The organism is Amycolatopsis sp. NPDC003731 (assembly GCF_053586895.1).
In genome coordinates, this window is sequence record NZ_JBSFNC010000009.1 from 55,230 (window position 1) to 67,241 (window position 12,012).

At 71.4% G+C, this 12,012-nt stretch carries 12 protein-coding genes; 8 read left to right on the plus strand and 4 right to left on the minus strand.

The genetic code is table 11. The annotated features are described in order from the left end of the window. Positions 1–83: 83 nt before the first annotated feature. The 3 genes from eccB to ACWDN5_RS05995 are packed head-to-tail and all read left to right on the plus strand — an operon-like array spanning position 84 to position 2,838. Positions 84–1,505 carry a type VII secretion protein EccB gene (gene eccB, locus ACWDN5_RS05985; RefSeq protein WP_449674872.1) on the plus strand — a complete coding sequence of 474 codons (1,422 nt, stop codon included), beginning with the start codon at positions 84–86 and terminating at the stop codon, positions 1,503–1,505. Between the two features lie 11 nt (positions 1,506–1,516). Continuing rightward, positions 1,517–2,212, plus strand: coding sequence for a response regulator transcription factor (locus ACWDN5_RS05990; RefSeq protein WP_235190866.1), 696 nt, complete (start codon positions 1,517–1,519; stop codon positions 2,210–2,212). Continuing rightward, a complete protein-coding gene (locus ACWDN5_RS05995; protein WP_310977185.1) occupies positions 2,209–2,838 on the plus strand; it encodes a response regulator transcription factor in 630 nt (209 codons plus the stop codon). Before ACWDN5_RS05990 ends, ACWDN5_RS05995 begins: the two co-directional genes overlap by 4 nt. Here ACWDN5_RS05995 and ACWDN5_RS06000 read toward each other — a convergent pair. After that, positions 2,835–3,629, minus strand: a complete 795-nt coding sequence (locus ACWDN5_RS06000; protein ID WP_449674874.1) for a carbon-nitrogen hydrolase family protein — start codon at positions 3,627–3,629, stop codon at positions 2,835–2,837. The genes ACWDN5_RS05995 and ACWDN5_RS06000 overlap by 4 nt on opposite strands. Before the next feature lie 83 nt (positions 3,630–3,712). Here ACWDN5_RS06000 and hisD point away from each other — a divergent pair, with 83 nt between their 5' ends. From hisD to ACWDN5_RS06025, 5 genes are read left to right on the plus strand one after another with little or no spacing between them, the layout of a single operon-like run. Continuing rightward, positions 3,713–5,038 (plus strand): histidinol dehydrogenase, encoded by a 1,326-nt coding sequence (gene hisD, locus ACWDN5_RS06005; RefSeq protein ID WP_449674876.1) that lies wholly within the window; start codon positions 3,713–3,715, stop codon positions 5,036–5,038. Next, entirely contained in the window at positions 5,035–6,135 is a 1,101-nt protein-coding gene (locus ACWDN5_RS06010; RefSeq protein WP_449674878.1) for a histidinol-phosphate transaminase, read from the plus strand. Before hisD ends, ACWDN5_RS06010 begins: the two co-directional genes overlap by 4 nt. Beyond that, positions 6,132–6,731 carry an imidazoleglycerol-phosphate dehydratase HisB gene (gene hisB / locus ACWDN5_RS06015; RefSeq protein WP_308675145.1) on the plus strand — a complete coding sequence of 200 codons (600 nt, stop codon included), beginning with the start codon at positions 6,132–6,134 and terminating at the stop codon, positions 6,729–6,731. The genes ACWDN5_RS06010 and hisB overlap by 4 nt, the downstream gene beginning before the upstream one ends. Beyond that, the gene (locus tag ACWDN5_RS06020; RefSeq protein WP_310977189.1) at positions 6,728–6,886 is read left to right on the plus strand and encodes a hypothetical protein; all 159 of its coding nucleotides are present in this window, start codon (positions 6,728–6,730) and stop codon (positions 6,884–6,886) included. The genes hisB and ACWDN5_RS06020 overlap by 4 nt, the downstream gene beginning before the upstream one ends. Positions 6,887–6,918: 32 nt before the next feature. Continuing rightward, positions 6,919–7,965 (plus strand): hypothetical protein, encoded by a 1,047-nt coding sequence (locus tag ACWDN5_RS06025; RefSeq protein WP_449674881.1) that lies wholly within the window; start codon positions 6,919–6,921, stop codon positions 7,963–7,965. Here ACWDN5_RS06025 and ACWDN5_RS06030 read toward each other — a convergent pair. The 3 genes from ACWDN5_RS06030 to ACWDN5_RS06040 all read right to left on the minus strand — a co-directional run bounded on the left by ACWDN5_RS06030 (position 7,904) and on the right by ACWDN5_RS06040 (position 11,915). Continuing rightward, entirely contained in the window at positions 7,904–9,295 is a 1,392-nt protein-coding gene (locus ACWDN5_RS06030) for a caspase family protein (protein ID WP_449674883.1), read from the minus strand. The two genes, ACWDN5_RS06025 and ACWDN5_RS06030, sit on opposite strands and share 62 nt — an antisense overlap. Continuing rightward, positions 9,296–9,646 (minus strand): effector-associated constant component EACC1, encoded by a 351-nt coding sequence (locus tag ACWDN5_RS06035; protein WP_310977192.1) that lies wholly within the window; start codon positions 9,644–9,646, stop codon positions 9,296–9,298. Positions 9,647–9,740: 94 nt separating this feature from the next. After that, positions 9,741–11,915 carry an MMPL family transporter gene (locus tag ACWDN5_RS06040; protein ID WP_310977193.1) on the minus strand — a complete coding sequence of 725 codons (2,175 nt, stop codon included), beginning with the start codon at positions 11,913–11,915 and terminating at the stop codon, positions 9,741–9,743. Positions 11,916–12,012 lie beyond the last annotated feature (97 nt).

Here is a 12,012-nt window from a genome sequence, read left to right on the forward strand (position 1 = left end):
AAAATTACCCTCGCCGCACCCCGGTCCGGTGCCTAGCATCGGCTGCTCGGGAGGATGACGCACACATCCGGGGGCACAACAGCGTGTGGACGCAGCGGGACCAGATCCAGGCGTACCAGTTCCTCCGCCGCAGGCTCGTTTCCGCGCTCGTCGCCGCCGACGCCAACCACCCCGTCTCACCCAGCCGACGGCTCGTGCTGGGCACCGTGCTCGGGGTCGTGGCCGCCCTCCTCGTCACCGCCGTCTTCGGCATCATCGGGCTGTTGAACCCCTCCGGCGGCAAGGACTGGCTGGCCGGCGGCAAGGTGATCGTCGAGGAAGGCACCGGCGCGCGGTTCGTGCTCGGCGCCGACGGCGTCCTGCACCCGGTGCTCAACTACGCCTCCGCGCGGCTGCTGGCCGGCGGCAACGGCGACACCACCGTGTCCGTCTCGCCGGAGAACCTCGGCAAGGCCGGCCGCGGCACCCAGATCGGCATCCCCGGCGCGCCCGACTCGCTGCCGTCGTCGAACGCGCTCGTGACCGTCCCCTGGACGAGCTGCAGCCGGACCACCCAGGACGCGCCCGCGTCGGCCGAGCCGCGCACCGCCGTCCTGCTCGCCGCACCCGCATCCGGTGTCGAGCTGCCGCGGGACCAGGGCGTGATCGTGCGGCTGCCGCAGGGGGAGCGCTTCCTGCTCGCCGGCGGGCGGCGCTACCAGCTGAGCGACGAGGCCGCGACCGCGCTGCAGTTCGACAGCTACCCGACGATCGCGGTGTCGTCGCGGTGGATCGACACCGTTCCGGCCGGGCGCGACCTGACGGCGTTGCCCGTCGACGGCGCCGGCGACCGGGGGCCGCGGGTCGGCGGCCGGGACACCCGGGTCGGCCAGGTCCTCGCCGTCGTGGACGCGATGGCCGCGCCCGGCGCCGCCACTTCGTACTACCTCGTGCGCCGGGACGGGCTCGAGCCGGTCGGGCAGACCGAGGCGAGCCTGCTGGTCACCACCGAGGCGAACGCGTCCGCCTACGAAGGGACGCCGAAGCCGGTCGACGTGCGCGCGGCCGACGTCGCCGCGGTCGCGAAGGCCGGCGCGCCGCGGGTCGGCGGGGCCGATCCGGCCGCCTACCCCGACCGCATCCCCGGCAAGGCGCCGATCACCGGGAACTCCGTGGCGCTGTGCGTTCAGGGCAGCCGGTTGCTCGTTTCGGCCGAATTCCCGCTTCCTGTTGGGGCCAAAGCCATCCAGGTCGCCACCCGGACCGAAGCAAGGGTGGCGGACGAGGTTTTCGTACCTCCTTCGGGGGGAGCCGTCGTCGTCGAAGCCGGTTCGGCCACCGCGTACCTGGTGACCGACACGGGCCGGAAGTACCCGGTGGTGAATGCGCAGGCCTTGGCCTCGCTCGGCTACGGAGGCGTCGCCAAACCGCCGGTCACAGGTAGTTTGCTGGCATTGGTGCCGACGGGCCCCGCGCTGGACCCGGCCACGGCCGGGCGGCCGGCTCCGTCGGGTGGAACGGGGTGAAAGTCGTGCACATGACAGAAGAGCGTCCGACCGAGGGTGAGCTGGACCAGGGGCGGGTCCGGGTCGCGGTCATCGAAGACCACCCGTTGTACCGCGTCTCCGTCGAACGCGTGCTGGCCGAAGCCGACTTCGTCGAGCTCGGCGCGGTCGTCGATTCGGTCGCCCGGTTCCACGTGCACCGGCAGCCGCCGGGCAGCGTGGTCCTGCTCGACCTGGGCCTGCCGGGCGTCGCGGGGGCGGCGGCCGTGCTGGAGGTGTGCGAGCTCGGGCACCACGTGCTCGTCGTCTCCGCGCAGGCGGAACCGGAGGTCGTGCTCGGTGCGATCGCGGCGGGGGCGCGCGGGTTCCTGTCGAAGGACGTCGACGCCGACGAGCTGCTGATCGCGATCAAGACGGTCGCCGGCGGCGGCGCGTACGTCTCGGCGGTGGTCGCCGGGATGATCATGAAGGACAACGCCGACCGGCCCGCCGTGTCGGCCGAAGCCGAGCTGTCCCCGCGCGAGGAGCAGGTGCTGCGCCTGGTGGCGGCCGGGGAGCGGGACGTCGACATCGCGCTGATCCTCGGCATCGGCGTCCGGACGGTCCGCGGCTACCTCGACCGCATCCGCGACAAGACCGGCGAGCGGCGGCGGCCGGGCCTGGTCAAGGAGGCCATCCGGCGCGGCCTGATCGGCGAGGCCGGCCCCCGGCGCGGCGGCCGCAAATGAGCGGGCGCATCCCGGTCGGGGTGATCGAGGACCACCCGCTCTACCGGTACGCGCTGAGCCGCGTGCTCACCGAGGCGCCCGACATCGAGCTCGGCGCGGTCGCCGACTCGGTGGCCCGGTTCGCGGTCCAGGACCAGCCGGCGGGCAGCGTCGTCGTCCTCGACCTCAAGCTCCGGGGCGTCCAGGACGCGGCCGCGGTCCTGGAAGTGGGGCAGATGGGGCACAAGGTGCTGGTGGTGTCCGCGCACGCGGAACAGCCGGAGGTGCTCGGCGCGATGCAGGCGGGGGCGAAGGGCTTCCTGTCCAAGGACGTCGACGGCGACGAGCTCCTGCGGGCGATCCGCACGATCGCCGACGACAACGCGTACGTGTCCCCGACGCTGGCCGGGATGATCATCCAGGACAGCGAAGAGCGGCACGCGGGCCCGAAGATCGTGCTGTCGGAACGGGAAAAGCAGGTCCTCCGCCTGGTGGCGGCGGGGGAGCGGGACGTCGACGTGGCGGAGATCCTCAACATCAGCGTCCGCACGGTCCGGTCCTACCTGGACCGCATCCGCGACAAGACCGGCGAACGGCGGCGCGCGGGCTTCGTGCGCGTCGCCATCCGCGAAGGCCTCTTGCGCTAGAGGCGCCGGTTGGCCAAGGCTCCCGTGGCGGCGCGGGCCTTGGCCGACACCGCCGGATCGACGTCCACGAGCAGCGTCTCCGGCGCCGCCCCGGCCTGGGCGGCCACCCGGCCGAAGCCGTCCGCGACCAGCGAGTACCCGATGCCCGTCGGCGCCTTCGGGTTGACCGTGACGCCCGTCGCCGCGGGGTCGGCCTGGCCGCACGCCAGCACCCAGCAGCCCGAGTCCAGGGCCCGCGCCCGCACCAGCACCTCCCACTGCTCGCGCTTGCCCTCGCCCGCGCCCCACGACGCCGGCAGCAGCACGACGTCGGCGCCGTCGTCGGCCAGCGCGCGGAACAGCTCCGGGAACCGCACGTCGTAGCAGGTCGCGACGCCGTAGACGACGCCGTCCAGCTCGAACGTGGTCGCGGTGGACCCGGGCGCCACCGTGTCGGACTCGGCGAACCCGAAGGCGTCGTAGAGGTGGATCTTGTCGTAGCCGCGGTGGTGCCCGCCGCCGGTGACCAGGAGCGTGTTGCGGACCCGCCCGTCGTCGGCCGGGGTGAACATGCCGGCGACGACGACCACGTCGTACTCGGCGGCGATCGCGGCCACGGCCGACGCCCACGGGCCGTCGAGCGCTTCCGCGACCGGCTCGAGGGGTCGTCCGAAGCGCGCCATGGTCGCTTCGGGGAACACGACGATCCGCGCGCCGTCCGCCACCGCGGCCTCGACGCCTTCGCGAACGAGCTTCAGGTTCGCCTCCGGATCGTCACCCGAGTTGACCTGGCACAACGCGATTCGCGCCACCGCTGCCTCCTGCATGCTGGGATCGGCCGTCACCGGGGAGTATCGCTGAAAAGCCGCTGGGTGTGACCTCGTACCCTGGGGGCATGTTGAACCGCACCGACCTGCGCGGGCAGGTCCCGACCGCCGCCGAACTGCGCGCCACGCTCCCCCGCGCCGAATACGACGTGGACGCGGCGCTGCATCACGTGCGCCCGGTGGTCGAGGCGGTTCGTGACCGCGGTGTCGAAGCCGTCCTCGAATACACCGAGAAGTTCGACAAGGTGCGCCCGGCGTCCGTGCGCGTGCCGCGGGCGGCGCTGACCCGCGCTCTGGAGGAGCTCGACCCCGCGGTGCGGGCCGCGCTGGAGGAGTCGATCGCCCGGGCCCGGAAGGTGCACGCCGAGCAGCGCCGCACCGACGTCACGACCACCGTCGTCGAGGGCGGCACGGTCACCGAGAAGTGGGTGCCTGTGGAGCGCGTCGGGCTGTACGCCCCGGGCGGGCTGGCCGTGTATCCCTCGACCGTGGTGATGAACGTCGTCCCGGCGCAGATCGCCGGGGTCGGCTCGCTGGTCGTCTGCTCGCCGCCGCAGGCCGCGTTCGACGGCCTGCCGCACCCGACCATCCTCGCCGCGGCCGAGCTCCTCGGCGTCGACGAGGTGTGGGCGGCCGGCGGCGCGCAGGCCGTCGCGCTGCTGGCGTACGGCGGCACGGACACCGACGGCGCCGAGCTGGCGCCGGTCGACGTCGTCACCGGCCCCGGCAACATCTACCTCACCGCGGCCAAGCGGCTCCTGCGCGGCCTGATCGGCATCGACGCCGAAGCCGGGCCCACCGAGATCGCCATCCTCGCCGACGAGACGGCCGACCCGGTGCACGTCGCCGCCGACCTGATCAGCCAGGCCGAGCACGACCCCCTGGCGGCGAGCGTCCTGGTGACGACGTCGACCGAGCTGGCCGACGCCGTCGACCAGGAGCTGGTCGACCGCGTCGCCGCGACGAAGCACAGTTCGCGGGTCGCCGAAGCCCTGGCCGGCAAGCAGTCCGGCGTCATCCTGGTGTCCACAGTGGAGGACGGGCTCCGGGTCGTCGACGCCTACGCCGCCGAGCACCTGGAGATCCAGACGGCGGACGCGCGTGCGGTCGCCGCCCGGGTCCGCAACGCGGGCGCGATCTTCGTCGGCGCGTACGCCCCGGTGTCGCTCGGCGACTACTGCGCCGGGTCCAACCACGTGCTGCCCACCGGCGGGTTCGCCCGGCACTCCTCGGGCCTGTCCGTGCAGAGCTTCCTCAAGGGCATCCACGTCGTGGACTACTCCGAGGAGGCGCTGCGCGAGGTCGCCGGCCGCGTCGTCGCGCTGGCCGACGCCGAGGACCTGCCCGCGCACGGCGAGGCCGTCGCCGCCCGCTTCGGAGGTGCGGTCCGATGACGATCGGCGAAGAGGTCACGCTGGACCAGCTGCCGCTGCGCGACGACCTGCGCGGCAAGTCGCCCTACGGGGCGCCGCAGCTGGACGTCCCGGTCCGGCTGAACACGAACGAGAACCCCTACCCGCCGCCGCCCGCGCTGGTCGCGGACGTGGCGGAGGCCGTTCGCGCGGAGGCGGCCGAGCTGCACCGCTACCCGGATCGCGACGCGCTGGCGCTGCGACAGGACCTGGCGGACTACCTGAGCGTGTCGACGCGGGTGGTGCTGTCGGAGGCGAACGTCTGGGCGGCGAACGGGTCCAACGAGGTGCTGCAGCAGATCCTGCAGGCGTTCGGCGGTCCCGGGCGCAGCGCGCTGGGCTTCGAGCCGTCGTACTCGATGCACCCGATCATCGCGTCCGGCACCCGCACCGAGTGGGTCCCGGCGCCCCGCCGCGACGACTTTTCGCTGGACACGGCCTCGGCGGCCGCTCTCGTTCGCTCGAAGCGGCCGGACATCGTGTTCGTGACCAGCCCGAACAACCCGACGGGCGGCTCGATCCCGCTCGACGAGCTGCGCGCGTTGCTCGACGCGGCCACTGGAATGGTGGTCGTCGACGAGGCGTACGCGGAGTTCTCGTCCCAGCCGAGCGCGGTCTCGCTGCTGGCGGACTACCCGTCGTCGTTGATCGTGTCGCGGACGATGAGCAAGGCGTTCGCCTTCGCGGGCGGCCGCCTCGGCTACCTGGCGGCGGCGCCGGCGGTGGTCGACGCCCTGCAGCTGGTGCGCCTGCCCTACCACCTCTCGCGGCTGACGCAGGCGGCGGCCCGGGCGGCGCTGCGGCACGCGGACGCCACTTTGGACAGCGTGCACAAGCTGGCGGCGGAGCGCGACCGCGTCGTGGAGGCGTTGGCGGGACTGGGGTACGACCCGGTGCCGAGCGACTCGAACTTCGTCCTCTTCGGACGGTTCGCGTCCCCGGCGGCGGCTTGGCAGTCCTATTTGGAGCGCGGGGTGCTGATCCGCGACCCGGGCATCCCCGGTCACCTGCGCGTGAGCATCGGCACCCCGGAAGAGAACGACGCCTTCCTCGAGGCGAGTAAGGAAGTTTCCCGATGACCCGCATCGGCAAGGTCGAACGGACCACCAAGGAGTCCTCGATCTCCGTGCAGCTGGACCTCGACGGGACGGGCGAGGTCGAGATCTCGACCGGCGTCCCGTTCTACGACCACATGCTGACGGCGTTCGGCGTCCACGGCTCGCTCGACCTGAAGGTGGAAGCCACCGGCGACGTCCACATCGACGCCCACCACACGGTCGAGGACACGGCGATCGTGCTGGGCCAGGCGATCCGCCAGGCCCTGGGCGACAAGAGCGGAATCCGCCGCTTCGGCGACGCCTGGATCCCGATGGACGAAACCCTCGCCCACGCGGCGATCGACGTCTCGGGTCGGCCGTACTGCGTGCACGTGGGCGAGCCGGAGCAGTTCAACACGTTCACGATCGGCGGAAACTACCCGTTCGTGCTGACCCGCCACGTGTTCGACTCGCTGGCGTTCCACGCCCAGATCGCGTTGCACGTCCGAGTGATCCACGGCCGCGACCCGCACCACATAGCGGAGGCGGAGTACAAGGCGGTCGCCCGCGCGCTGCGCGCGGCAACGGAGCCGGACCCGCGCGCGGGCGGCATCCCCTCGACGAAGGGCGTCCTGTGAGCAACGGCGTGGTCGGGGTGCTGTTGCTCGCCCTCGGAGGTTTTCTGGTGGGCGGGGTCTGGTCGACCTGGAAGTCGTCGAAGTTCATGGCGGCGGTCCTGGGCATCGCGGCCCTGCTGGCCATCGGCGGCGCGATCTTCTGGCTCTCGAGCTGACGCCGAGCGCCCCGGCGGTACCATGACCGACCGTGGGCAGAGCCGGACTTCTCGTGATCATCCTGGGTATCGCCGGGCTTTTCGCGCACCGCGTCATCACCGTTCCCCCGAAGGGCACCGATTTCGTCACGGGCGGCTCGTGGGTCGCGGTCGGCATCGGCGTCGTGCTGCTGCTGACCGCGATCGCTCAGCACGGTTACGGCTACGGGGTGTTCCCGCTGACCCTCGGGGTCGGGATACTCGTCGCCGACTGGGTGACGCACTTTTCCCGCGCCATGCACGATCCGCAGCCATTGCTCGGCCTTCTGGTTACGCTGCTGATCGGCGCCGGGGCGGTCTCCGTGTGCTACGCCGGGGGCGGGGAAAACGCGGTCGTCAGGTTGCCCTTGTTCGCCGTGGCCTCCCTGGTGAGCGACATCTTCGTCGACTTCGGTGCCGGCTGGGACGACCTGGTGAACCTGAGCACGGCGGCGTTCGCCGCCGCCTTCGTCATCACCGCGGCGGTTGTGGTCTTCGTGGACGACACCCTGCCGGGCTCCGGGGTCGCGACGGATTACTACGGGAGCTTGCTGCTGCTGGTGGCGGGCATCGGGACCGGCGTGGCCGTTGTGCTGGTCACCACCGTGGCGACCTTCGACTTGCCGGGTTTCGTCGACTTCCTGCTGACGGCGGCCGCGGTGGTCGGCGGGTACCTGGTCGTGCCGTTGCTCGCGTTCTTGCTGCTCTGCGCGCTGGCCGACGACCTGCTCGACAACGAGTCCAGCGACGTGGTCGGGGATGCCATCGACAACATGGAGCACGAACTCGCCGCGCTGAGCTCGCTGGTCACCGGTTTCGCCTTCGTGGCGGCGCTGGCCGCACTGATCTTCGGGGAGCCGCCGGGCTGGCTGGTGGCCGTCCTCGTGGTGGTGGCGGTCGCCGCGGCCGCGGCCGCGACGCGGACCGGGTACCTGGCGTTCACCGAACTGGCGCGGCTGATCAAGGCGCGGGCCGTGCCCGGCCGGATCGCCGAGGCGCTCAACGATCTGCGCCGGTCCGACCCGGTGTTCCGCCTTCTTCCTCATGCAGGAACGCCGTGACCTCACTGATGAGGTCCGGGTCGGGCCACCGATCGCGCAGCATGCCCCGCGCGATCCACGCCGCCTCGTCGCGGTGGCCGAGGTCGGCGAGTTCCCTGATCGCTTGAATGCGCAGGGGAGTGGGCAGCCTGGCGGCGGTGAGCAGCATCGCCATGGCGGTTCCCCAGAGTTGCCTGGCTTCGACGTCGCTGACCGGCTCGGTGCCCGCGATCAGTTCGCCGACGTCCCAGTCGCCGCTTTCCCACGCCCGGCCGGTGGCCAGGTCGTAGCGCAATTGCTTGACGGCGCCGAGCGCCTGCGCCAGTTCGGCCACTCGGAGTTTCCGCAGGGCTTCCACCGCGGAGACCGTCTGGCCGGCGTGCGCCAGTTCCGAGACGAACCGCAGCCGGGCGAGCACGGGCCAGATCGACTGTTTCGCGGCCGAGGCGAGCGCGGTGTTCGTCGTGCCGCCACGCGGGAAGCCGCTCACGAGCGCGTCGGCCTCGGCGATGGTGTGCAACCGCAGGCGGCCGGACCCGTTCCGGAGTGGTGGTCGCGGCTTCGGCCTGACCGGCCGGGTCTTGGCCCGCGGAACCGGCTTTTCCGTCGGGCGGTGGGCGCGGTTGCGGACCAGTGCGAACTCGCCGATCGAGTCGCTGTGCATGATCTTCGGTTCGGGGTGATCGCGCTCGCGCATCCGGCGGCACAGCTGCCGGTAGATCGTGAACAGCGGGAGCACCGGCCCCTCACCGGGCAGCCCGTCCCGCAGCACCGTGATCAGCTCACCCGAGAACACCGTGTGGCGCTCGCCCTCGACGAACAGCGCCGCCAGGTGCCGGGGCGCCGACGCCAGGCCGCACGTACCCTTCGCCTCGATCTGTTCGAGGACGCCGGAAGTCTCGTCCGCCATCGGGGTGCCGAACGCACGACCGGAGTAGCAGCAGTCCACGATGAAGATCTTGACCTCGGCTTCGCTGTCCCGGACGGCCCGGCGCAGGATGTCGGCACGCAGCGAGCGGAATTCCTTTTCGGCTTTGATCGTGTCACTCGTGGCGAGCAGCAGCTCGCCGTCGACGTCGACGAGGCCATGGCCGGCGTAGTAGACGACCAAGGTGTCGGTGGCCGTGCGGCACCAGCGCGCGATTTCCACCTCCGCGTCGTCCTTGTGCCGCGGGTTGACCATCGTGCGGACGTTCGCCGGGAGAAAACCGCCGAGCCCGGGATCGACGAGGATGTCGGCGAGGTCCTCCACGTTGGCTCTTGCTTGAGCGATGTCGTGCAGCTCCGGGTCGTCGTATCGGGCGGCGCCGATCAGGATCGCTTTGGCCCCTTGGGGGTCGGCCAGGCGCATTCATTCCTCGCCGAGTTGCTTGGCCAGCGTGACCGCGGCGTCGTTGAGGTCCTTGACGGCGGTCCGGTGAATGCGTTCGCCCTTGAGGGAAACGGTTTTGTCACCCGCCTTGACCGTGATGTCGACCTTCATGCCCCGCGTCCTGAGGTAAGCCACGAGAGCGGTGGTCAGTGCGGTGAAACCGCTGGTGGCCACCAAGGAGACCGTATCGAGCGCCGGGCCCATCGTGCCTTCGGCCGCGGAATGGTCGTCCAGGCGCACTTTCCCCGGAAAATCTTCCTCGAGCCAACGCAGCAGTCCGAGCGCGTCGTCTTCACCCTCGACCTTGATCAGAACTGTCGTCCTCGTCACACGTCGTAGTGTAATTCGTGGCCCGCGGAGAACGGAAAAAGCCCGGCCGTGACGTGGTTGTCCACATCACCGCCGGGCCGGTGGGAAATTGTCGTCAGCGATTCGCGCCGACCAGTTCCCGCTCTTCGGGCTCGTCCAGGTGCTTCGTGAGCTTCTCGCCCTCGACGTCGACGTCCGGCAGGATGCGGTCCAGCCACTTCGGCAGCCACCACGCGCTGCGGCCCAGCAGCGACATCACGGCCGGGACCAGGGTCATCCGGACCACGAAGGCGTCCACCAGCACGCCGAACGCCAGCGCGAAGCCGATCGACTGGATCAGCGACGATTCGGCGAGGACGAAGCCGGCGAACACGCTGATCATGATCAGCGCCGCCGCGACGACCACCCGGGCGCCGTGGCGGAAGCCGGTGACCATCGCTTCCTGCGGCTCCGCGCCGTGGACGTGCTCCTCGCGCATCCGCGTCACCAGGAACACCTGGTAGTCCATCGCCAGCCCGAACAGCACGCCGATCAGCAGGATCGGCAGCATGCTCATGATCGGGCCGGTCGACTCGACGCCGAGCAGGTCCGTCAGCCAGCCCCACTGGAACACCGCGACCACCGCGCCGAACGTCGCCGCGACCGAGCCGAGGAAGCCGATCGTCGCCTTCAGCGGCACCACCACCGAGCGGAACACCAGCATCAGCAGCACGAACGCCAGCCCGACGATCAGCGCCAGGTACGGCAGCATCGCGTCCGACAGCTTCTCCGAGACGTCGATGTTCGCCGCGGTCTGGCCGGTGACGGCCAGCTTCGCGTCCAGGTTGCCGGATTCCGCGCGGATCGCGGCCACCAGGTCCTCGGTCTGCGTGCTGCTCGGGCCGCTCTTCGGGATCACCGTGAGCAACGCCGTGTCGCCGGCCTGGTTGAGCCGCGGCGGCGTGACGGCGGCGACGTCGGGCAGCTTCTGGATGTCGGCCGCGGCCTGGCCGAGCGCGGCCTGGCGGTTGCCGCTCGCGGAGACGTCGACGACGACCAGCAGCGGGCCGTTCGAGCCTTCGCCGAAGCTGCGGCTCGCGATCTCGTACGCCTTGCGCTGCGTCGACTCCGGCGCCGCGGTGCTGTCGTTGGGCAGGCCGAGCTGCATGCTCAGCGCGGGCAGCGCGACGACGGCCATCCCGGCCAGCGCGACCAGCAGCACCGGGATGCGGTGGCGGCCGACGAACCGCGCCCAACGCTCGCCGTGCGTCGTTTCGACCGGCTTGCGGCGCAGCCGGATGCGGCCGCCGGCGACCCGGGAACCGGCGAAGCCGAGGATCGCGGGCAGCAGCGTCAGGGCGATGAGCACGGCGATCGCGACGGTGGCGGCCGCGGCGACGCCCATCTGGCCGAGGAACGGGATGCCGATCACGGTGAGACCGGCCAGCGCGATGATGACGGTGAGCCCGGCGAAGACGACGGCGGACCCGGCGGTGCCCGCGGCGCGGCCGGCGGCTTCTTCGGGGTCGCGGCCGATGCCGAGTTCGTGGCGGTAGCGCGAGACGATGAACAGCGCGTAGTCGATGCCGACGGCCAGGCCGATCATCAGCGCCAGCACCGGCGTGTTCGAGTTCAGCTCGAGGAACCCGGACGCGAGGAAGATGCCCGCCATCCCGGTGCCGACGCCGATCAACGCGGTGAGCAGCGGGATGCCGGCCGCGAGCAGCGAGCCGAAGGTGATGATCAGCACGACGGCGGCGACGGCCACACCCAGGCCTTCGGTGGCGCCGGTCGCGGGCACACCCTGCACGGCGTCACCGCCGAACTCGATCGTGAACCCGGCGGCGCGTCCGGCGTTCGCGGTGTCCAGCAGGGCCTGACGGTCCTCGTCGGTCAGTTCGTACGCTTTCGCTCCGTAACTGACCTGGGCGAGCGCGACGCGCCGATCGGGTGAGATGGACTGCGCTTGGAACGGGTCGACCACCGCGGCGACCTTGGGCGCCGTCTTCAGCTGGCCGACGAGGGCTTCGACGGCAGCCTTGCCCTTCGCGTCGGTCACCGTGGTGCCCGCCGGGGCCTCGATGACCACGCGCGCGGTGGCGCCACCGGCGTTGGCCTGCGGGAACTTCTCGGTGAGCTGGTCGATCGCCCGCTGTGACTCGGTACCGGGGATCGTCACCGAGTTCGACAGCTGGCTCGAGAGCGTCAACGCGCCCAGGCCCAGCGCCACCAGGACCGCCGCCCAGACGGCCGCGACCAGCGCTCTGCGCCGGAAGGAGAACCGGCCGAGCCGGTACAGGAAGGTCGCCACGAGTCAGCTCCGTTTCGCCCGAACGGGGTCGGTTCACTCCACAGGGTCGTTTCCAAGCTAGCCGATCGGCAAGGGCGACTCCAAGCCGATCGGCAAG